Genomic DNA, 22390 nt, shown 5'->3' on the forward strand with positions numbered 1-22390 from the left:
CGTACTGTAATTTTTGATGCGAATTGTTTCAGTTTACTGTGAGAGGGACGATCACGAAATTAGATCAGCAAGGGGAGCGGATAGTATAGGTTTTCGCCATCTCTTCCAATTAACGTTGTTTATCTTGTCGACAACATTCACCTTCCATCGGTTTAGTGTCGAACGACATGTAGAAAAATGGGTAACGACTTTCAAAAAGTTATGAGAGCAGATTCAATATCCCTATCGCTTGTAATGGAAAAATACCCAAAAGCAACTAAGTTCATATTAAGGGGCTGGGTAAGGATACTCTCAATATGTACAAAAGGCTTACCACAAAAGGGTTATGTGGGTGTTTAGTTGTATTAATCAGTAGCTCGATTTATGCCGAAGGGTCATCATCAAACGCGAATTTTCAACTTGTAAAACCGATAGAGGGTGAACCAAGCGTGGATATGGATTTGGCACGTGTTGGTTGGCATCTATTTCGCGATCCCAAACTCTCTTCCAATGGTCAAATTAGTTGTGAAACCTGTCATGATTTACAAACCAATGGTGCCGAACCTAGTGCGGTTTCTACTGGTGTTAACGGGCTGGGCATTCGTAATTCAATTACCGTCTTTAATGCTGCTCTCAACTACCGATTTTTATGGGATGGCACGGTGAACTCACTTATGGCTCAAATCGATGGTCCAGTACTCAATCCGCTTGAAATGGATTCTAGTTGGAATGATATCGAGCAATACGTTAAAAGTGAGCCAACCTATAAAGCCCTGTTCAAACAGGCGGATGGGCGAGAAATTAATACTCGAAACATCAAAGGTGCGATTGTTGAGTTCGTGAAAGGTTTGCAAACCCCTGGTGCTCCTTTTGATTCTTATTTACTTGGTTATACGCATGTCCTTGATGAGCAGGCAATACGAGGGTGGCAGACTTTTCAAGAAGTGGGTTGTGTGCAATGCCATCAAGGTAAAAATGTAGGTGGTTCGATGATCCAACGTTTTACTTACTTCCAAACGCCAGATGTTGACCTAGATTCAGGACGCCGTTTGAGGACCATAGATGGAGAGGACAAGTTTTATTTCCGAGTAGCAAGTTTACGAAATGTCGGGCAAACCAGTCCGTATTTTCATAATGGCAAAGTCGACAAGCTTTCTGATGCAATCCAGATTATGTCTCAAACCCAGTTGGGTGTGACCATGAGTGACGATAAGGTGGCGGACATTGAAGCATTTCTCAATACTTTAAGCGCACCGAGACCTTCGATTCTGGAGGTATTTGAAAATGAGTAAGTTTAGATTACTTAATGCACTTCTGTTTCTGGTCATCGCCGTCATGATGGTGTTGGCATACATGACCCATGTAAATTCTAAAAACACCCAAGCGCTGCACTCTTCGCTAACAGAAATTGGTCACCACTTAATTGAAGAGCGAGATACAGTTGTTAATCGTTATCATGCTAATTCGAGAAAGAATTACGAAATCACCCAAAATCTTGTCGAGTTAGAACTTGCCGCCGAGAAATTGTGTGAGGATTTTGAGCAGTCAATTTGGTTTAGTTTCACCCCAACGAAGGCCCGAGTGAAAAACATTGTCGCTCAATTTGATGGCAAAGTGCGTGATGCTACCCAGACGTTAGATATGTTGATTGGGGTTCAAGTGGCCAATCAATATGAATTGCTGACGCTGCATAACATTTACAAAGAACAATTTGGGGCTAAAGCCGAGGACGTTTGGCTAGAAGAGCATTATTTTGATTTCCTGACTCATGTCGCGTTGCAGGGAAGTAACCCTGAGAGTAAGAACATTTCGTTGTTTTTGAATCGCCTGCGTCAAAGTGAACGTAAGATTGAGCTGTTGACCAATAAGATATTGGAAGGTCACTATTTCGAATTTGTAGAGTATTCCGAGCATCAACTGTTGGAATTTGTTCAACGTGAAGCGCGTTTGACATGGTTTTTTGTGCTGCTTTCTATCATTTTACTTGTGGCGGTATTTATGCTGCAAACTCAACACCGTGTAAATAGGCTCAAGCAACTAAATGATGATTTAACTGAAGCGACGGACAAAGCAGAACGTGCAGCAAAAGCAAAATCACAATTTTTGGCAACCATGAGTCATGAGTTGAGAACGCCAATGAATGGTGTGTTGGGTATTTCTCAAATCATCGCCAGTGAAACTCAAGAGCCAAAGACCAAAGAGCACATAAAAGTAATCCTCGACTCTGGCCAACATTTGATGACCATTCTCAATGACATCTTGGATTTTTCTAAAGTGGAGGAGAACAAGCTCGATTTGGAAGAAGCGCCATTCAGTTTATCGCAAGTCTTAACGCCAGTATGCAGTGCTATTCAGCCCTTAGTGGAAGAAAAGAACATTCAACTGCTCGTTGAAAATGAGGTGCCGGATCAGGTTGAATTTAAAGGGGACTGTGCTCGAATTCGTCAAATACTGTTTAATTTGGCGGGTAATGCGGTGAAGTTCACCCACGACGGACACGTATTGATTCGTTCAGAGCTGGATCAAGAAAGAAGACACTTGGTGCTTTCAGTGAATGACACAGGAATAGGCATCCCTGAAGACAAGCAAGATCGTATCTTCAACTCCTTTGAGCAAGCCGACACATCAACCACTCGTAAATTTGGCGGTACCGGGTTAGGTTTGGCTATCGTGAAAAAGATCACGGAGTTAATGGGGGGTGAAGTCAACATTAAAAGCGTTGAGGGGATAGGTACTCAGTTTCTTGTTGATATTCCTATCACCTGGGAAGAGAGGCAAATTCTTCAACAAGAACAAGCGAAAGTGGAATCAAATAGAGAAAGCAAAAGCAATCTCCATATCTTGCTGGCGGAAGACAATCGCGTGAATGCCATTGTGGCAAAAGGCTTCTGCGAGAAGTTGGGGCATACGGTAGAAATTGCCGAAAATGGTTTGATTGCGACGAAAAAAGCTCAAGAGAACTATTACGACCTGATCTTGATGGACAACCATATGCCAGAAATGAATGGTATCGAAGCCACGCGCTTCATCCGCGAAAACCTAGGTGTGAAGACGTTGTTGTTTGCTTACACCGCGGATGTGTTCAGAGAAGCACACGATAACTTTATTGAAGCGGGGGCTGACCACGTATTAACCAAGCCGCTACAACGAGAGAGTTTTGCCGATGCATTGAAACAGTTTTCCTCTCGCCTACCTGTTCAAGAAAATGGAGAGGAGGGACAGTCTAATAATGTGGTTCAACTGCATCGTGAGCCAATAGAAAAACTGCGCTTAACTGAGGAAGAGCTTACCCATTCTGAGACGGTGGAAATATTGAAAGAAGAACCAGAAGCGTTGGTGGACTTGCTGCAAAGTATCGTTTGTGATTTTGAAACCGCAGTAGATGAGCTTATTGAATTCTTTATGGCTGAAAATTTGGAATCGCTATACAGAACTTTGCACACGACTAAAGGTATGGCGTTGAACTTAGGGCTTGATACCTTAGCGAATCAAGCGTTAGAAATAGAAACACAGGTTAAAAACCAGCAAGTACCAGATATTGAACAGTTGCAAAAACTGATTAACCGGCTGCAGGTCAATGTTCACCAAGGTCAACGTTTGATTGAAAAATCGAGAGCGCAAATAAATGATTCCAATCAGGTGATATGAATGCTTTATGCATCCCTCATTTAGGTTGTGGGGGAATCCTTGAATATGTTTTACTAACCTTTTAATAACAAGGATTCGTTATGAGCCAGCACATCGCTCGAGTTAAATGGCAACGCGAAGCTGATGAGATCTTCAGTGATAACCAATACAGTCGAGCTCACATATGGGAGTTTGATGGTGGGTTGCAAGTGCCAGCATCTCCTTCTCCTTATGTTGTCCCTTCGCCACTTTCTGTGGAAGAAAATATAGACCCTGAAGAAGCTTTTGTCGCTGCGCTTTCTAGTTGTCATATGTTGGTGTTTCTCTCTATTGCAGCGAAGCGTCGATATGTGGTGGACTCTTACCTTGATGAAGCGGTAGGTGAATTGACTGCTGGCGAAAATGGTAAGGAATGGGTTTCTAAAGTGGTGCTTAGACCAAAAATCGTTTTCTTAGGCGAGAAACAACCCACATGTGAACAGCTAGAGAAATTGCATCATATGGCGCACGAAAACTGCTTTATCGCCAACTCGGTGAAAACAGAGGTGATGACTGAAATTCTAGACTAGGCAGAAAAAGACGTTCTTGTATTGTTTCATTATTGACAAAAGTCTCTCTTCAATTATGTTTATCTCAACAAAAATGAGGAATGACTATGTTAACTCGATCTGATGACTTAGAAATTTTACTGACTGTTGTTGATTGCGGCGGTTTTTCTGCTGCAGCCGACGCGCTAGATATTCAAATAGCAAGAGTCTCTCGCTCGGTCAGTCGTCTTGAGCAGCAACTGGGCGTTTCTTTGTTATACCGGACTACGCGACGCGTTGAATTAACCGATGAGGGGCGTCGATTTGTTGAACACGTACGCACTGCCATGCAACATATTCAACAGGCAGAAGAGTGTGTGCTTTCATTGGGGGAAACGCCGCAAGGGACACTGCGTGTGGATGCGGCAAGCCCATTTGTTTTTCATCAACTTGTTGACCTCATCAAACCTTTCCGTGAAGCGTATCCTCAGATTGATTTAGAAATTACGTCTAATGAAGGTTTCGTTGATCTATTAGAAAAGCGCACCGATGTCGCGATTCGTATCGGTAAGCTGTCCGATTCTACTTTGCATGCGAGAGCGCTGGGTAAGAGTGAGCTGTATCTGGTTGCCTCTCCTGAGTATCTTAAGCAAAGAGGAGTACCACAAAAACCAAGTGATCTCGCTCATCACGATATCATTGGGTTTACTGAGCCAAAGATCCTCAACAAACTGCCATTCAAAGGTGTGCTAGAGGTTGAACCAACTTTACTTTCCAGTAACGGCGAGACAATTCGTCAGTTAGCATTAGCAGGAAATGGCATCGCATGCCTATCTGGTTTTATGGTTCGTAAAGACATGGAAGAAGGGAAGTTGGTCGCGGTTTTAGAATCCAACAAAATAACGAATACTGATCGCGAGCAAATCAACGCGGTGTATTACAAATCCTCGTCAGTCTCGCTGCGTATTTCTGCTTTCCTTGATTTCATTCAACCGAAGTTAAAGCTCTAATAAATCGTCTATTGGTTTGAATATGGGTGATTAGTTTCACATTTCAACGTGTTTTATGGGGTTAGTGAAAGCAATGTTGTGCGGTAGCGCAAGTGCTTGTTGTTAAATTAATGTTAGCTTTGAGTGGTGTGCCATTGATTAATAACGAGCATAGATGTGCAAACCTCTCTTAAACACTTTATCCAACGAAGTGGTTTACCCCCGTTTGGTCACCTAGACGCGATACCTGAATCGCTGCAACTTGATGCCTTCCGATACCTCAATGAAATGGACAGTCCTGCGTCAAGTTGGCGTAAGCGGTTTGATTACAAACAGTTTCAATTTGTCTCGATCGTCACGCCTAAATACATCATCGGCGTTGCCATTGCGGACATTCGTTACTTGGCTTCGGGGTTTTGCTATGTCTTTGACGCAGAAACGCATGAATTGGTTGAGCAACAATGGTTGAAGCCTCTCAATATCGGTTATCAAACCGAACCTTCTAGTTGGGAAAGTCGTGCCCATTTAGCCAATGAAGCGATTCGATTCACCATTGAACAAGGTATATGGCAGGTTCAACTGTCAACAAACTTGGTTCATGCCGACCTGCAACTTCAGCCACTTGTCGAAAGTGAACCTCTCATGCTGTGTACTCCAACGGCTTATGCAGGCTGGACTTACACTCAAAAACATAATGCCCTCGGTATACAGGGGACATTAAAGGTGAAAGGTGAGATGGTTGAATTAGAGCAGGCGGTTGCTGGTTATGATTTTTCGGCAGGCTATATGAGAAGGGAAACCAGTTGGCGATGGGCGAGTATTAACTTTCTCGAAGGAGATAGACGCATCGGTTTGAATCTCGCTGCGGGTGTGAATGAAACTGGACACTGCGAAAATGTCGTTTGGATTGATGGTGAACGCCATTTAATGCCTCCAGTGCAATTTGAGTTTTCTCGTATTCATCAAGAGCAATCGTGGCGCATCACTTCACAAGATCAACGTATTGAGCTTGTCTTTCGTCCTAAAAACCAGCGTTCAGAGAAGAAGAACTTTTGGTTGTTAAAGAGTAATTTTCGTCAGTTTCTTGGATACTTTTCTGGTTATCTGATTGATGATAACGGGAGAAAACATGAACTGGATGAGGTGATAGGACTCACCGAAGATCACTACGCGAAGTGGTAGGAAGAGACTATGGAATGGTCACGAATTACTGAACACCCTGATTTATTATTGATGCTGCTCGCACCGATCTTTCTCCTGTGCATTGCCGCAGAGTATTGGATTGGGCAGCGAGGGGGCAAGTTACCTGAAAGCGCACGCTACTATTTGCCTGAAGTTGCGTGTAACTTTGTCCTGGCAGGGCTGCACCAAGCGGCTGATATTCTTACAGGGTTGCTGATCGCTAAGCTCTATCTTTGGTGGTTTGGTTGGCGGTTATTTGATATCGAAATGACGGTATCGACGTTTTTACTTTTAATGGTGCTGCAAGACTTTTTCTACTATTGGTTCCATCGAGCCAGTCACCGTATTCGCTGGATGTGGGCGGCGCATGTGGTGCACCACAGCTCGGAACGTATGAATTTTAGTACCGCATTTCGCCAAAGCTTGATGTATCCGTTGGCAGGAATGTGGTTGTTCTGGCTTCCTTTGGTCATTATTGGTTTTGAACCAAAGTGGGTCGTGTTCGTTGTTCTACTCAATTTAGGATTGCAGTTCTTTGTTCATACTCAGTCCATTCGCTCTCTCGGGCCTTTAGAATGGGTGTTTAATACGCCATCACATCATCGTGTTCATCACGGTGTTAATCGACAGTACATTGATAAAAACTATGCCGGAGTATTGATTATATGGGACCGATTGTTTGGTACGTTTGAACCAGAAAATGAAATCGTTCGATATGGCATCTCAAAGCCGGTTAATAGCTTCAACCCGATTACGGTGACCTTTGCCGAATGGCGAGATATGTATAGAGAGGTCACTCGTCCTAACTTATCCTGGCGTCAGCGTTGGCGATGTCTGTTTGCTCCGCCAACCGACAAGGTAGAGTAGTGTCATTAACGGTTAACTAAACGCCATACCATTTATTGTTGACAGCGTTCGGTAATATTGATTTAATACGTATGGTGTTTTGTAAAATTTGAAGGGTGGACGATGACATTCAATCGAGTTTTCTCAATAGTAACGATGACCGTAGCGATGCTGGGTTCTGGGTACGCGAACGCAGCGACTGCTTTTAGTGCGGATCAGCTGTGTAAAGCAGGACTGGCATTAGCGATTGACAAGCAACCTCGTGGTATTAAATCTGCAGGTTCTTCCGGTCAACGTATTTTGTTGGCTTTGAAAAATGGCAAAAATGATTGGGATTACCGTTGTACAGTGAATCGTCAAAATCGTACGTTGAAGATTGATGCGAGAGACCTAAAGCGAAATGATCAATATCTCGCTCAGGCAATACGATATCGCATTAATGAAGGGAAGCGATCGGTTGAAGTCACCATGAAGAAACGCGCTGGTGGCGGGCTGAAAAACGACACGTTCACGACACTTCAGTTGGATTAACCCCAAATATATGGGGAAGAAAATAAAACGAAGACACGCCCCTGTATCATGCAGGGGCTTTTTCTTGCCTGCAACTCGGGGTGATTCACGATAAATAAAAAAAGGAAACGTCATACTGCTGTTTAGTTGCAGAGATGATGAAAGGGTTTAGGGAGTTTGAACAAGAAGGCTTGGAGCGGGCAGCGGGAATCGAACCCGCATCATCAGCTTGGAAGGCTGAGGTAATAGCCATTATACGATGCCCGCGCATCGATAGGACAGGTTCAATATGCCACATTAACGACAAAAGAAAAGTCTTTTTTGATCAATTGGTTGCTCAATGCGTAAATAACTCTCAAATTGCTTATAAAGCGTTCGATTTGTTGCTTTTGAAGTCGTGGCGGAGGGCACTTCTTAAACTCAATCGAGCAGAATTTTCGTCTGTTCTCACTTTCTATTGTTTCTCGAATTTGAACACTTGGCATTCATGGTCAAGACTAAATGTTGAAATGATTCAATTTTTTCCCAGTTGCAATAAATGAAGGCCGATAAATACGGCAAAATAGAGAGGAGAACGAGTATGTGGAAAGGTTTATTGGCGGCGTCTTTCGTATTTATGATAACGGCCTGTACAACCGTGACGACCGACGTCGATAAACAAGCGGATTTTTCATCCTACAAAACGTTTGATTTTGGAGAACAATCAGAGGCCCCAACAAGCCTAGATGCTCGTCGTATTGAGCAAGGTCTTGCTTCTCAATTGGAGGCGAAAGGGCTATCACAAGTAAAAAATGGTGGTGACCTTTATGTGCACCACGACATCATCAAAGAATCGGAGCTCGTTTCTTCTGGTTCTTCTTTCAGTGTGGGCTACGGCTGGAACAGTTTTGGCGTTGTAACCTCAAGTCCTGAGCGTTACAAAGAAAAGAAGTATGGCAAGTTAGTGGTGGAGTTAGTCGATACCAAAGCGAATCAAGTGGTATGGAAAGGGGTATCAAGCCGCAAGCTTACTGAATCGATGAGCACTGAAAAACGTGAAGAATTGATTTCGGAAGAAGTGACAAAAATGTTTGAAAATTACCCGTATGGTAAAGATTAAGCGACTATTAAATAAAGGTTAAATGAACATCAAATTGCCCTAGCAAAGGTTTGCAAAACTCTCTTTTTATTATCGATTGAGAATTTAGATTGCAAATTGGCACGCATGGAGTTAAAACAGCGTATCGTTGTGGTTTAGGTGAATTCTGTGCGTGCTTACCTAGTCTGTGTCTTAGGGCTTTTTGTTGCGCTGATGGCTTTTGAATTGAGTCAGGAACAACCGTCACCAAAACTTTCCCACGCGATTGCTTTTACTACCTCTCTTACTGATGGCGAAGCCCATTTTGAGGAAGTACCATTCTCTCCAAGACGCAAAGTTGCGGCAAGTTTGCTTAGCCGTAATGCATTGCGAGTTAATCATTCTAACTCGACCACTGATACCAATGATCTCGACGTGTTATCCGCGCGTTGGTTAACGGTAGCGGCAGAATCAACAAAGCGTTTTGTTTCGTCCTTTGTTTCCGCAATTCTGCAAACCTTTTATCCGCACTTTAAATATCGAATTGGAGGTCGGCAAGAATCCAACCTGATTTACCGTTTCATGCATGCGAGGTAGTGCTTAATCGTCTGTTTTCGCAAATTCGTTATGATGTTTAGGAGTTCTTATGTTTGATTCAATTTTTCAGGTATTGGTCGCGCTTTGGCACCAAGATTTCACCGCTTTAATGGCACCAGGTAGCGCTGGTCTGATTTATTTTGTTGTTGCTGCCCTTATTTTCTTGGAAAGTGGTTTTATCCCGGCTGCGCCGTTTCCATGTGATAGTGTTGTTGTTCTTTCCGGTACGCTAGCTGCGGTTGGTGTGCTAGACCCTGTGGTGATTATGCTCGTAATTGTTGTGAGTGCCGCAATGGGCAGTTGGGCTGCGTACCTACAAGGGAGATGGTTAAATCGCTTACCTAAAGTTCAGGGGTGGGTGAATGCCGTCCCTGCGAAACGTCTAGAGCAAGTCGACGTGCTCTTGGGCAAACATGGACTGATTGCTCTGTTTTGTGCACGATTTATTCCGGTCGTTCGCTCATTACTTCCGTTGATGATGGGACTTCGTGTTAATCGTGTGAGTAAATTCCATTACTTTGCTTGGCTAAGTGCTATTTTGTGGACGCTATTACTATGCGGTTTAGGCTTGTTGTTGCCGTTATTACCAGAAAAGCTCAACAAAATTGTGACGATGGGCTTAATGGCGGCTCCAGTGATTACATTAACCATCGCGATCATGAGTTTTGTGCTGGTGAAAGTGCGTAAGGCTTGGAGCAAATCGAAAAGCACACCACAATTGCCACAGTAGTTTCTGTTCGAACTAAAATGAAAAAAGGCGCTATGACAGCGCCTCAGATTGATGACGAACCCCACCTTTTTCGGTGGGGTTCTTTTTTATAAGCGACCGTAGGTCGCGAGCGCGATATTTTTCGCTATACCAGATTTAATCTGTTCCAACTCTTAAACAAGTATTTAGAAGCTAATATTTGTCTTATTTGAGCCATATTGAACCCCATTTTTTGTAAATAACTCATTACTAGAGCTATCTTCTTGATGTTTTGAGCTGCGGCAGCTAACCAACACTGCATTTGCACTTTGCTTAGCCCACGGAAGCGGGCATAACGGTGCCCATGGTGCTGCTTAGCATCAGCGAAGCTTCTTTCTACCGTCTCACTTCTTCGTCTATACGTCTTCTTCCCATAGGGAGAGAGCCGCATTTGGTTCGCTCTCTCCACTGCATCTGTATAGATGTGTCTGGTGATGACTTTCTTCATGTTTTTACTTTGAGTACAGTCATTTCGCATTGGGCAGAGCACGCATTCTTTCGGGTCTGAGTGATACTCTCTATAAGCATCTCGTGACGTCGTTTTGTAGATAAGCGTTTGCCCATTTGGACATCGATAACTGTCACTCTCTTTGTGGTAGATAAAGTGCTTCTTCTTGAACGTGTTCTTTGTTCTTGATGGCCTACGGTAGCCGAACACACCTAAGATATTTCGGCGCTCTAATGACTCTGCCACGGGAGCGGTAAAATAGCCGGCATCGAGACCAACAGCTATAGGGTTAAGGTTGAACTGCTCTAGCGTGTAGTCCAGCCGTTCAATATAGGGTTGAGAGTCATTGATATTACCTGCCGTAGCATGAGTGTCGACGATGATCCCATGCAGGCCATCGACGGTACGATGGTCAAGGTAGAAGAAGCCTTGTGGTTTATTGTCTCTCGTCATAAAACCACTTTCTGGGTCTGTAGTACTGACTTTCGTATTCTTTGTTTTAGGCTCGGATACTCGTGCCTTAAGCGACTTCTTTCCTTCTCGTTCTCGGTCTAATGCAACGTCTTCATCAAGCATGTCGAGGTAAGCACTGGCTCGAACGTCTCTGACCTCATTGGTGTGTTTATTTTTGTTAGCGTTTGCTTTGAGGTGAGTGCTGTCGGTAAAGAGTTGCTGCCCAGCGACCAAGCCTTTGGCCATAGCCTGCTCAACGATGTTGATAAAGATACGTTCGAATACGTCGGTATTATTGAAGCGGCGAATACGGTTTTGGCTCAGTGTTGAAGCATGGATAACCTTCTCCGTTAACGACATGCGCAAGAACCAACGATAGGCTACATTGACTTCAATCTCTTTAACGAGCTGTCGCTCGCTTTTGATTCCGAAGAGGTAGCCAATAAAAATGATTTTGAAAAGTCGAACAGGGTCAACAGGTGGTCGACCGTTATCTTGACAATAGAGGTTAGCGACTTGGTCCCGGATAAATTCGAAGTCTATGGCTTTATCAATTTTGCGGACTAAATGGTCTTTAGGAACTAACTGCTCCATCGTCACCATTTCAAATTCGTATTGTTGAGGAGAAGGATCTTGTGCATATTGGAGTATCCACTTTTCGATACCCCTATTAGATCAAAGGTCTAGCCTGATGGCTAGACCTTTGTCAGCAGTCTGAGGCGCTATGACAGCGCCTTTTTGCTTTCTACCTGGCTTGCTACAAGTTTGAATCAGTAACCGTTGTTGTAAAGGTATTCGCCAGCTTCTTTACATTCACGGTTGTATAACTGTTCCACCTTTGTCTTATCCATGCCTTTTGCTTTGAACTCAGTTTCAGCAGAAGAGAGTTGGCTAAAGGTATAGCCGCGTTTAGCCATTAAGTAATGGCGGAACATTGCGCGGTGCTCAGGAATAGCAATACGCACGTTAGAAGCGTTAGCACACTCCATCAGAGCGCTATTGCTCATTTCTTCTGGGTTTGCTGCTTGTGCTGTTGCAGCGAATGAAATCATCAATGCCAATACGGCGATAGTCGCGATTTTTTTCATAATCAGGATCTCGAGTTAATTCAGTATTTAGATGAGATCGTCCATGGCTGGTACTGACGGTTTCCCTATTGTGTCAGTACAGTCAATGTGCGAGCTAGGCGTCGCGACTGTGTGTGAACACGTACAGCAAATTGGCTTGTTTCCACCCTGGAAGATGGTACGAGCGACTGTTTACCAAACTATCTGTTGCATTGGGAAGAGGGGTTGCTTTGAGTGCGATGTCCAATAGTGATGGAGACAAGAACGCGACCAACAGGTGGTAGTCAGGAGTAATGTGTAACGGTAAATCACCATCGCTACCTGATGTACGGCGATAAGGCAGCAGACCAAGTCGATCGCGTTTTAAATGGTGGAAGTAGCCGTCTGGGCTCCATGAGTCGCGGGTATTCCACACACGATAAGGCGCTTTTATCGAATAATAATCGTACTGTGTGAGCTTGTAGAGCTTCTCTGAATATGAGTAATGAGGCTTTGCGGACTCGTGATTTTGCGCTGCAACCATCTGCCCTGAGAACAGGGAGAGTGACAACAAAAGCAAAAGGCGAAAGACATGAACCAAAACTAACCCTAAAACAATATGGAATCGATAGTCGTTTGCAACCTGATGGTGGCGTTTGCGTATACTAACGACTTGCTAAAAGGATGAACAGTTTTTTGTCACATTAAAAAGGAGCATATTCGCTCCCATTTTAAAGTTGTGTCAAGAAACCTTAAGCACTCGCGTAAATAACGCTTCCACCTTTGATGGTGTCAATGATTTCGCGAGAGAGCTTCTGTGGTAGAGCTGGGCATCCCCAACTGCGGCCTAAATAACCGTTCTTTTTAATGAACGATGGATTCGCATAATCCGCCCCGTGAACCACAATGTAGCGTTCACGTGCTTTGTCATTAACGCCAGAGGTTAAACCGTCCAAACGTAATGAGTAACCATTAGAGCCGTAATACGTTGTGTCGGTTAAAAAGGTGCCTAATGAGGTCTTGCGTGAGTTCACCACATTGGAGAATTTTGTCGCTGTTTTCTTACCGCTGTTCACGCCATGAGAGACATAGGTGTTGAAGATCAGCTTCATTTTATCTAAATCAACCACATAAAAGCGTTTTTCAGTAGATGGTTTACTGTAGTCAATAATGGTAAGAAGCGATTTCTTACGATCTGGGGTTTTCTTGTAAGCCAAAAATGCATCATTGAATAATTTGTAATCAATGACTCCACTTAGATTGGCTTGCTTATAGGCTTTTTCAACCAGTTGTTGAGTGGCTTTGGTTTCTGTTTTTGTGCCAGAGTGATGAGCAAAGGCAAATGGTGAAACAGAGAGCGATGTCCATATCAACAATAAAAATAACTTTTTCATTTTTACTAAATAAAACTCTTGGTGTTACAAACTCAACGATTGCGTCTTGCATTCGCTAATACAGCATGCACATCAATTTAATTCTATTCTCAATGTTTCTTATTGAGTGTTACAACACAGTTTGATTTACCCTCGAGAGTATTTCATAGAGCTTGCGATGTTAACTTACTGAATTTAATCCACATTGAGAAGTTAATCGATGACTTTAAAAAACTTCAGAACAAATACTAGCCGATTTGGGTAATTAATAAAACTGTGTTTACCGAGATTTACTGAGCAAGTTATTTAATAAAACGATGTTTAATTATCGAGGTGGTGAAAATATGCTTTGAATTCAAAGAGCTTATTTCTGACTTGGCATTTGTTGAAAAAATTTAAGTCTGTGATCCTAGTCGTAACAAATCATTACGCAGACTGCATCGTGAGGCTATGGCGCTTTTAGCATATCTTGAGAGCGTAAACTCTAGGTCATTGTATCTGGTTCACTTATTTTAACTCTGAATTATTCTCTATTTCATGTTTCGTGTTAGTTTGCTAAAAACAGCAATCAAAGGGGAATGCAGATGGAAGTTCATGAGTGTGTCTCGTTTATATTAGTGAGAAATAATACGGTATTGTTAGAAACGAGAACAAAAGAGAAAGTGTCGGATCCTGGAGCGATTGCTATTCCCGGCGGTCATATGGAAATGGGGGAAACTCAACATGAGACACTGTATCGAGAGCTTGAAGAGGAACTCAATATTAAGCCTACCTCGTTCGTTTATTTATGTTCTTTGTATCACCCTACGAGCGAGCTGCAATTAATTCACTATTATATAGTGAAAAATTGGCTGGGGACGATAGATAGCTTAGAGGCTGAGTCTGTTGATTGGTATTCAATATTAAATGCTCCTGTCGCAACACAAGCTGATAGAATCGCGCTAAGTGAATATGAGAGATTAAAGTGCCAGACTATTTTTAACTCTAATTATTAGGCTTCAAATAAAATGACGTCGAATTTATTTTATCGTTAAATAAGGTGAGCCAATAATTCTGCAAAGCAATAAATAAATTAGTCATAAAATAGCGAGCATTAATCTAGCGCTTTTTCATTATTCTTACTTACATTGATCGAAAATAAACTCTTGTTTCAGTTGGTTATGCTAGTTTCTGGTAAAGCGAACTTAACAAGAAAATCGCAGAGTCGAAGTGGTTAGGTTGGGTAAGGTAACGACAAGTAGATGAAGGAATAAAATGAAAACAATAGGTCTTATAGGCGGTATGTCGTGGGAATCGACGGCAAACTACTACCAAATCATAAACCGTGAGGTAAAAGCCCGCCTTGGTGGTTTGCATTCCGGAAAAGTTTGTTTGTACAGTGTCGACTTCGCAGAAATTGAGACACTACAGCATCAAGGCCGTTGGGATGATAGCGCTACCATTTTAGCCCAAGCAGCAAAATCAGTAGAAGAGGGCGGTGCAGACTTCATCCTGATTTGTACGAATACCATGCATAAAGTCGCCGACCAAATACAGTTGGCAGTCAATGTACCTCTTGTTCATATTGCCGATGCTACGGCGGAAAAACTGGTGGCGGATGGCGTTAAGAGAGTGGGTTTGCTTGGCACACGTTTTACTATGGAGCAAGATTTTTACAAGCTGCGTCTCATAGACAAGTTTGGCATTGACGTAGTGGTGCCAAGTGCAGGCGACCAAACTATTGTCCATGAAGTGATTTATAACGAGTTGTGTAAAGGCGAAGTTCGTGATGATTCCCGTCAACGGTATCTGACTATCATCGATAAGTTAGTCGATCAAGGGATCGAAGCGGTGATTTTGGGGTGTACGGAAATTGCGATGCTCGTCGAGCCGAAACATACCAATGTCACCTTGTATGACACAACAGAAATCCATGCGAAAGCAGCAGTCCATAAGGCATTACGCGATAATTAATTGAAGGCTCAAGGACGAATAATGGACTATCGATGCGGACAATGCCGCCAATTTACGCGTGAAAAAAGAAGTCTGCTCGACATGTGTGGCGCGTGGGGACAGCCTACCGATGCCAAGAGAGCTGCATGTGATTACTTCATGCCGACCATTTCTGCAAAAGCTCGCGTCGCTCCTCAAAATAAACCCCAAAATGATTAAAGAATTCCCACTTTTTGAGAATTCTTTAATCAATCAGATCGTTGAGCGAAAGCAAACGATTGCTTGCTTTGGGATGTATTGTATAATTTGCGTTGCGTCACACTTTGGTGGCGCGTATTACATTTCAGGGTTCCCATGTTGAAGAAATCTCTTGCTCTAATGCTTGCCGCATACTCTCTGCCATCTTTTGCTGCATCGACCATCGGTATCGTTGGCGCAATGGATGTTGAAGTAGAAGCTTTGCTTCCAAAAATCCAAAACCAACAAGTAAAGAAAATTGGCAGTCACCGTTTTTACACTGGCGAATTAGAAGGCAAGCCCGTGGTGGTAACTAAGTCTGGTGTGGGTAAAGTAAACGCTGCGATGACAACGACGCTTCTGATTGAATCTTTTGGCGTTGACCAACTCATTTTTACTGGTATTGCAGGCGCAAGCGATCCGAAACTCGACCCGCTAGACGTGGTGGTTTCTACGCGTTTAGTTCAGCATGACGTCGATCTGACAGCGTTTAACATGCCAAAAGGTTTGCTGCCAGATTATCAAGAGCGTTACTTCTACGCCGATAAAAACCTGCAACAATACGCGTTTGATGCAGCCGTCGATACGCTTGGTAAAGAGAGTGTTTATCGAGGCGTTATCGCATCAGGCGACCAATTTATTGCGAGCAAAGTGAAGGTTACGGGCATCTACCAAGAATACAACGCGATGGCAGTGGAAATGGAAGGTGCGGCGTTAGGTCAAGTGGCGGATGCGTTCAAGGTGCCATATGTAGTTATCCGTACGATATCAGACAAAGCTGATGGCTCTGCAGATGTTGTCTACTCTGACCTTAAGAAGGCAACCGCTGATAACTCAGCGAACATTACGCTTAATATGCTGAAACGCATGTAAGGTAATTTTCACTCGATTTCAGTTATCTTCGAGAACGCAAACGAAAAGCAGCACATCGGGTGCTGCTTTTTTGTCTATCCTAACGCGTTTGATGAATTAGACTATATGAGTAGTAGAGAAAGGCTGGTCGATGGCGGATTTCCACCACAGATTTAACTGCTCTTTATCCATTGGTTTTCCAAACAAGTAGCCCTGCATAAAATCGCAACGGTATGATGAAAGCCATTCGTGCATCACGTTGTGTTCAATACCTTCTGCGGTCACTTTTTTATTCTGTGCGTGGCATAGCTCAATGATTGGTTTGATGACATGGCCGTTGTCGGTGTTCATTAACGTCAGCAGGAATTCTCTGTCGAACTTGATCTTCTGCACTGGGTATTGCACCAATTGTGTTAGTGATGTGTAACCCGAACCAAAGTCATCGATCGCAAGTTTGTATCCCAGCCTAGCCAACTCATCGAGTAGAGCTGTGCCTTGTTGGTCAGCGGCGAACGTTTCTGTAATTTCCAATTCAATGCAGCGCGGAGGCACGCCATTTTGCTTCGCTTTATCATGAATAAACTCCGCCATCGAAAGTGAGTTGAGTTCCGCTGACGATAGGTTTATGGACAGAATGATGTCTTTGCCGAAGATTGCTTTTAGTTGGTGGTACTCTTCCATTGCATTAGCGAACACCCAGCGGTCGATTTTCTCAAACAATCCCGTCTGCTCCGCGATAGGAATAAATTCTTTAGGTGGTATTGAGCCAATACCTTCCGCTTCCCAACGTAGTAACACTTCTAAGCCTTCAATCTCGTTGGCATTGCTGTTCATATAAGGTTGGAAAACCAGATGGAATTCGTCTTCAACGCAGCTTTTACGTAGTGCTCGTTCAATCTGGCTACGGCGTTGCGCTTCAATATTGAGGGCGGCTGAATAGTAAGCGTATTGATTTTTGCCAGCGCGTTTTGCTTGATACATTGCTGCATCTGCACTAGAAAGCAGCTTCGCCACATCGCCACCGTCTCTCGGGTATTGGGCAATACCGACACTTGAAGTAACAGGAAATGAGTTGGCCGAAGAGTGGCTCAAGTTATGGATAGGCTTAAGTAGTTCGGCCGCGAACAGATCAGGAATGTCGTTGTCTTTACGGTTTGTGCTGAGAAGAATAGCAAACTCGTCACCAGACAAGCGAGCACCAAAGCATGGGCTATTGTGCTGCTGAGTGAACTTTTGGCAGACATTCTTTATGTGCTTTGAAAACACTTGTAGAAGTTTATCACCTAACTCATGACCGTACTTGTCGTTCACGTACTTGAAGTTATCGAGGTCGATATAAATCACCCAAAGTTGTTCCGATGGTTCAGCCAGTTCGCGCATCGCCAATTCATGGAAACGATGACGGTTTGCCAGCTGAGTAAGGTGATCGGTTTCTGCCAAGCGTTTGGTTTTGTGATAGATATTATTTAGCTCTTCATACATATCGAAGAAGCGAGATGACAAACGCCCTATTTCATCATCTGTGTCGAGCTTTTCAATATTACTTCGTTTATTCGCTTCGATTTCGCGTAACTGTTTATCGAGTCGAGAAACAGGGCTGAGTACGTATCGGTATAGAATCAGGACAATCAGAGTGATAGTGCAGAACGACGCAATACCAAATGACAAAGCTAGCTCCAGCCATACTTTATCGACTTTGTTCCACATTAAGTATTCCGCAGGGGAGAGTACGGCATAAAAGTGGGGCAATAGTTCGATGGTTTGTGCGAGTGGGATATCAAGAATAATAGGCTTGTTGGAAAAGGTAATGACGCTGTGGGTGTCGAATTCTATTTCGTGCTTGATGTCGTTAAAAGCTTCTAGAGAGACTGAAACCACCACAAAGAAGGCATTTTGTGGGTCAAAGCTTGGGGGGTGTTCTCCCGTTCGTTGATCAAACAGCTCGTATTGAAGCAGAATACTCTGGCCGCTGGAATTGTAGATAAAACCAGTGTGACTGACCTCGCCATGCTGCGCATAGCTTTTTTCTACATATTCTAGGATCTTTGGGTCAAAGCGTCCGTTGGACTCATAGAATTGGTTTTCGGTGTAATAGAGCAGTTCTTGATTACCATCGAGGATCGCCATGTTTGCATCACCTTTGTAACCATGGCTTAATACGTCGACGGTTTCATTGAGACGGTTAAACAACTGACTCTCACGATACGGATTATCATGGTTGACGAAGTAATCTTGTAAAACTTCACTTTTACTTAGTGTGTATGCGTAACTGTTGAGAAAAATCGTGGCCTGACGAAATTGTCCCGCGAGCTTCTCCATTTGAAGCTGTATGTAGCTGTCTTCTCGCTTTATTAGTGTAACTTTTTGAATGCTATAAATGATGTAACTCGACACCAACGCGCTAATAAGAATGACTGGCGCGACAAGCAAAACAACTCTATTGCTTAGTTTCATTGTGGTTCTTCAACTTCCGTTTGTGTCCCTACAAACGTTCCCTACTTAAAGGTTCCGAACGGATGACGATAGTATTTCTGTGTTTTTCAAATTGTAAGTGGGTGATTTTCGAAAGTCAGACACCCTTCCTATATTTGTGATGCTGTGTGCGGTTTTTACGAGATTGACCAGAATAAGTCTCAAACTTTAGACAGATTTTCTCTGTTTCAAATTAATCCAATGCATTTTTGTTGTGAATGGGTTTGCTGTCAGGATTAACAGACCAATGACTTTTCTCATATTAATACAAGTCATCGAAACGTTTCGATGATGAAGTGTGACCTCAATACCTTTTTCTTAATTAGTTAGCACTCAATTGCGGATCATTCTCACACCTTATTGATCTGTTGCTGGTCAATTTTCTTTGGCGTTCTATTATTGCATCGAAACGTTTCGATGAGTTTTTTGTCAATATTGAAAATGACCCAAGATAGAGACTCACAGTTGTATGAACGTGTAACCGAAAGGTCGATGAGATGAAAAAAAGTACCCTAATTAACTCAGAAATTTCTTACTTGGTGGCAACGTTAGGCCATACCGACGAAATCACTATTTGTGACGCGGGCTTGCCAATCCCGGACCATGTGCAACGCATCGATCTAGCGTTGACTTATGGCGTTCCTAGTTTCCTAGACACGGTTCGTGTGATTCTCTCTGAGTCCCAAATTGAAGGGGTCATTATTGCTGAAGAATTCGCAAAAGTGAGTCCAGTTCACCATGATGCACTGATCACAGAGCTAGCAAAAGAAAGTGAGCAAACAGGCAAACAAATCGCGATCAACTATGTATCGCATGAAGATTTTAAAGCTCGCACAGAACAAAGCCGCGCTGTTGTTAGAACAGGCGAGTGCACACCTTACGCGAACGTGATTTTCCAAGCCGGCGTGGTGTTTTAAGCCAGAACTAATTGAGGACAAATTATGACTCAAGCCATTCTACAACTAAGCGACATCGAGAAAGCGTTCCCGGGTGTTAAGGCGCTGGATAAAGCCAGCCTTAATGTTTACCCAGGTCGTGTGATGGCGCTGATGGGCGAGAACGGGGCAGGTAAGTCGACCTTGATGAAAGTGCTAACGGGCATCTACCACATGGATGCAGGAAGCATTCAATATCAAGGTCAGCCAGCGGCGTTTAAAGGCCCGCGTGACTCGCAAGAAGCGGGCATCAGTATCATTCACCAAGAATTGAACTTGATTCCGGAGCTGACGATTGCCGAAAACATCTATCTAGGCCGTGAATTTACCGGCTCTATGGGGCGTATTCAGTGGGGCAAGATGTATGAAGAAGCAGACAAGTTGCTTCAACGCCTTAACGTAAAGCACTCTTCAAAAACTTTGCTTGGTGATTTGAGCCTTGGTGAACAGCAAATGGTTGAGATTGCGAAAGCGCTGTCTTTTGAATCTAAAGTCATCATCATGGATGAACCAACGGATGCTTTGACCGATAAAGAGACGGAGTCGCTGTTTAAAGTGATTAACGAACTTCGCAGCCAAGGTTGCGGCATCGTTTATATCTCACATCGCCTGAAAGAAATCTTCGAAATCTGTGATGACATTACTGTGCTGCGTGACGGTAAGTTCATCGGCGAATGCCAAGTTAAAGACACTAACGAAGACGGACTCATCGAAATGATGGTTGGCCGTAAATTGGAAGAGCAATATCCACGTATTGATGTGACGCATGGTGATGTTTGTCTTGAAGTGATTGGTTTGACGGGCTCCGGTGTTCACGACATTAACTTCACGCTTCAACGTGGTGAAATCCTTGGCGTATCAGGCTTGATGGGTGCAGGGCGTACAGAGTTGATGAAGGTGATTTACGGCGCGTTACCAAGTGAGCGTGGCGTCATCAACTTAGACAACAAGACCATTAACCCGGTTAGCCCACAAGATGGCTTGGCGAATGGCATTGCTTACATCTCTGAAGACCGTAAAGGCGATGGCTTGGTGCTGGGGTTATCCGTGAAGGAGAACATGTCTCTGTGTGCACTGGATAAACTTACCAAAGGCTTCCAAATCCAACATGGCGAAGAAGTGGTGGCGGTAGAAGACTTCATCAAGCTGTTCAACATCAAAACGCCAACCCGTGACCAAATCATTGGCAATCTCTCTGGCGGCAATCAGCAAAAAGTAGCCATCGCAAAAGGATTGATGACCAAACCTAAAGTTCTGATTCTGGATGAGCCTACTCGCGGTGTTGACGTGGGTGCGAAGAAAGAAATCTACCAGCTAATCAATAAATTTAAAGCCGATGGCATGAGCATCATCTTGGTTTCTTCTGAGATGCCTGAAGTGCTGGGCATGAGTGACCGCATCATGGTGATGCACGAAGGTCGTATTACTGGCGAATTCGATGCGAAAGACGCCGACCAAGAAACACTACTCGCTTGTGCCGTAGGCAGAAAGATCAATGAGGAAGCAGCATGAGTACTAAGACCATGAGCAAACCAACCGAAGCGAACAGCAAAAAGTTGTTCACCAAAGAATGGCTGATTGAACAAAAGTCACTGATTGCACTGATTTTCTTGATTGTTGTTGTGTCATTCTTGAACCCGAACTTTTTTACGGTAGACAACATTCTTAATATTCTTCGTCAAACCTCAGTCAATGCGATCATCGCGGTAGGTATGACGTTGGTTATCCTGACTGCGGGTATCGACCTAAGCGTAGGTTCTGTACTCGCGCTATGTGGTGCTTTCGCGGCGAGCATGATTGCGTTAGAAGTGCCAGTGCTTATTGCGGTTCCGACGGCATTGTTTGCTGGTGCGGCACTGGGTGCGATCAGCGGTATCATCATTGCGAAAGGTAAGGTTCAAGCCTTTATCGCAACACTGGTTACTATGACGTTATTGCGCGGTGTAACCATGGTTTACACAGACGGTCGTCCTATCTCTATGGGCTTTACTGATACAGCAGACGCATTTGCATGGTTCGGTACAGGTTACGCACTTGGTATCCCAGTTCCTGTTTGGTTGATGGTGATTGTCTTTGCTGCGGCTTGGTACCTACTGAACCACACTCGCTTTGGTCGCTACGTGTACGCACTTGGTGGCAACGAATCAGCAACACGCCTTTCTGGTATCAATGTTGACCGTGTGAAGATCGGTGTGTACGCCATCTGCGGTATGTTGGCAGCACTTGCGGGTATTATCGTGACGTCTCGTCTGTCTTCGGCACAACCAACAGCAGGTATGGGCTATGAGCTAGACGCTATCGCGGCGGTCGTTCTTGGCGGCACCAGCTTGATGGGCGGTAAAGGTCGCATCATGGGTACATTGATTGGTGCTCTGATCATCGGCTTCCTAAACAACGCGCTGAATCTACTCGATGTTTCTTCTTACTACCAAATGATTGCGAAAGCAGTGGTTATCTTGCTAGCAGTACTGGTAGACAATAAAAACAAGTAATTGATATTTAAAATAAAGAGCTCCACTAAATCCTGAATACAAATCGAGCCAGAGGACGTGTGCTGGCTCACCCTACACAAAGGACTAG

The 22390-nt window shown here is 43.7% G+C and carries 21 protein-coding genes and 1 tRNA gene; 16 read left to right on the forward strand and 6 right to left on the reverse strand.

Annotated elements, in window-relative coordinates; translation table 11 throughout:
* The first annotated feature begins 296 nt into the window (after positions 1-296).
* From C1S74_RS20900 to C1S74_RS20930, 7 genes are all read left to right on the forward strand, one after another.
* A complete protein-coding gene (locus tag C1S74_RS20900) occupies positions 297-1271 on the forward strand; it encodes a cytochrome-c peroxidase (RefSeq protein WP_045399713.1) in 975 nt (324 codons plus the stop codon).
* Complete coding sequence (locus C1S74_RS20905) at positions 1264-3627, forward strand: ATP-binding protein (RefSeq protein WP_045399716.1); 2364 nt, start codon at positions 1264-1266, stop codon at positions 3625-3627. The genes C1S74_RS20900 and C1S74_RS20905 overlap by 8 nt, the downstream gene beginning before the upstream one ends.
* Positions 3628-3707: 80 nt before the next feature.
* Positions 3708-4175 (forward strand): OsmC family protein, encoded by a 468-nt coding sequence (locus tag C1S74_RS20910; protein ID WP_045399718.1) that lies wholly within the window; start codon positions 3708-3710, stop codon positions 4173-4175.
* A gap of 86 nt (positions 4176-4261) precedes the next feature.
* Positions 4262-5143 carry a LysR family transcriptional regulator gene (locus C1S74_RS20915; RefSeq protein WP_045399720.1) on the forward strand — a complete coding sequence of 294 codons (882 nt, stop codon included), beginning with the start codon at positions 4262-4264 and terminating at the stop codon, positions 5141-5143.
* Between the two features lie 150 nt (positions 5144-5293).
* Positions 5294-6304 carry a DUF2804 domain-containing protein gene (locus tag C1S74_RS20920; protein WP_045399721.1) on the forward strand — a complete coding sequence of 337 codons (1011 nt, stop codon included), beginning with the start codon at positions 5294-5296 and terminating at the stop codon, positions 6302-6304.
* Between the two features lie 9 nt (positions 6305-6313).
* A complete protein-coding gene (locus tag C1S74_RS20925; RefSeq protein ID WP_045399723.1) occupies positions 6314-7171 on the forward strand; it encodes a sterol desaturase family protein in 858 nt (285 codons plus the stop codon).
* Between the two features lie 102 nt (positions 7172-7273).
* On the forward strand, positions 7274-7681 hold the full coding sequence (locus C1S74_RS20930) for a hypothetical protein (protein ID WP_045399726.1): 408 nt from the start codon (positions 7274-7276) through the stop codon (positions 7679-7681).
* A 171-nt stretch (positions 7682-7852) separates the two neighbouring features.
* On the opposite strand, the gene C1S74_RS20935 is transcribed toward C1S74_RS20930, so the two are convergent.
* Positions 7853-7927 (reverse strand) — tRNA-Gly (locus tag C1S74_RS20935).
* A 313-nt stretch (positions 7928-8240) separates the two neighbouring features.
* On the opposite strand from C1S74_RS20935, the gene C1S74_RS20940 reads away from it, so the two are divergent.
* The 3 genes from C1S74_RS20940 (at position 8241) to C1S74_RS20950 (ending at position 10044) form a co-directional block, all read left to right on the forward strand.
* Positions 8241-8759 (forward strand): DUF4136 domain-containing protein, encoded by a 519-nt coding sequence (locus tag C1S74_RS20940; protein ID WP_038868008.1) that lies wholly within the window; start codon positions 8241-8243, stop codon positions 8757-8759.
* Positions 8760-8906: 147 nt separating this feature from the next.
* A complete protein-coding gene (locus tag C1S74_RS20945; RefSeq protein WP_045399728.1) occupies positions 8907-9314 on the forward strand; it encodes a hypothetical protein in 408 nt (135 codons plus the stop codon).
* A gap of 49 nt (positions 9315-9363) precedes the next feature.
* A complete protein-coding gene (locus C1S74_RS20950) occupies positions 9364-10044 on the forward strand; it encodes a DedA family protein (protein WP_045399730.1) in 681 nt (226 codons plus the stop codon).
* 124 nt (positions 10045-10168) lie between these two features.
* On the opposite strand, the gene C1S74_RS20955 is transcribed toward C1S74_RS20950, so the two are convergent.
* From C1S74_RS20955 to C1S74_RS20970, 4 genes are all read right to left on the reverse strand, one after another.
* Positions 10169-11566: an IS1182 family transposase gene (locus C1S74_RS20955; protein WP_103415361.1), complete on the reverse strand. Its 1398-nt coding sequence runs from the start codon at positions 11564-11566 to the stop codon at positions 10169-10171.
* A gap of 167 nt (positions 11567-11733) precedes the next feature.
* Positions 11734-12051 (reverse strand): hypothetical protein, encoded by a 318-nt coding sequence (locus tag C1S74_RS20960; RefSeq protein WP_045462966.1) that lies wholly within the window; start codon positions 12049-12051, stop codon positions 11734-11736.
* A gap of 94 nt (positions 12052-12145) precedes the next feature.
* The gene (locus tag C1S74_RS20965; protein ID WP_231565432.1) at positions 12146-12445 is read right to left on the reverse strand and encodes a hypothetical protein; all 300 of its coding nucleotides are present in this window, start codon (positions 12443-12445) and stop codon (positions 12146-12148) included.
* Between the two features lie 316 nt (positions 12446-12761).
* Entirely contained in the window at positions 12762-13403 is a 642-nt protein-coding gene (locus C1S74_RS20970) for a murein L,D-transpeptidase catalytic domain family protein (RefSeq protein ID WP_045404094.1), read from the reverse strand.
* A gap of 563 nt (positions 13404-13966) precedes the next feature.
* Between C1S74_RS20970 and C1S74_RS20975 the strand changes: the two genes are divergently transcribed.
* From C1S74_RS20975 to C1S74_RS20985, 3 genes are all read left to right on the forward strand, one after another.
* Entirely contained in the window at positions 13967-14377 is a 411-nt protein-coding gene (locus C1S74_RS20975) for an NUDIX hydrolase (protein ID WP_045404095.1), read from the forward strand.
* 259 nt (positions 14378-14636) lie between these two features.
* A complete protein-coding gene (locus C1S74_RS20980) occupies positions 14637-15335 on the forward strand; it encodes an aspartate/glutamate racemase family protein (protein WP_045404096.1) in 699 nt (232 codons plus the stop codon).
* A 333-nt stretch (positions 15336-15668) separates the two neighbouring features.
* Complete coding sequence (locus C1S74_RS20985) at positions 15669-16424, forward strand: 5'-methylthioadenosine/adenosylhomocysteine nucleosidase (RefSeq protein WP_045404097.1); 756 nt, start codon at positions 15669-15671, stop codon at positions 16422-16424.
* Between the two features lie 96 nt (positions 16425-16520).
* Here the strand turns inward: C1S74_RS20985 and C1S74_RS20990 are convergent, their stop codons facing one another.
* Positions 16521-18857, reverse strand: a complete 2337-nt coding sequence (locus tag C1S74_RS20990) for an EAL domain-containing protein (protein WP_045404098.1) — start codon at positions 18855-18857, stop codon at positions 16521-16523.
* 515 nt (positions 18858-19372) lie between these two features.
* Between C1S74_RS20990 and rbsD the strand changes: the two genes are divergently transcribed.
* From rbsD to rbsC, 3 genes are read left to right on the forward strand one after another with little or no spacing between them, the layout of a single operon-like run.
* The gene (gene rbsD / locus C1S74_RS20995; protein ID WP_045404099.1) at positions 19373-19792 is read left to right on the forward strand and encodes a D-ribose pyranase; all 420 of its coding nucleotides are present in this window, start codon (positions 19373-19375) and stop codon (positions 19790-19792) included.
* Positions 19793-19816: 24 nt separating this feature from the next.
* Positions 19817-21322 carry a ribose ABC transporter ATP-binding protein RbsA gene (rbsA, locus tag C1S74_RS21000; protein WP_045404101.1) on the forward strand — a complete coding sequence of 502 codons (1506 nt, stop codon included), beginning with the start codon at positions 19817-19819 and terminating at the stop codon, positions 21320-21322.
* Positions 21319-22302 (forward strand): ribose ABC transporter permease, encoded by a 984-nt coding sequence (gene rbsC / locus C1S74_RS21005; RefSeq protein WP_045404102.1) that lies wholly within the window; start codon positions 21319-21321, stop codon positions 22300-22302. Before rbsA ends, rbsC begins: the two co-directional genes overlap by 4 nt.
* Positions 22303-22390 lie beyond the last annotated feature (88 nt).

The organism is Vibrio hyugaensis (genome assembly GCF_002906655.1).
Taxonomy (GTDB): Bacteria; Pseudomonadota; Gammaproteobacteria; order Enterobacterales; family Vibrionaceae; genus Vibrio; species Vibrio hyugaensis.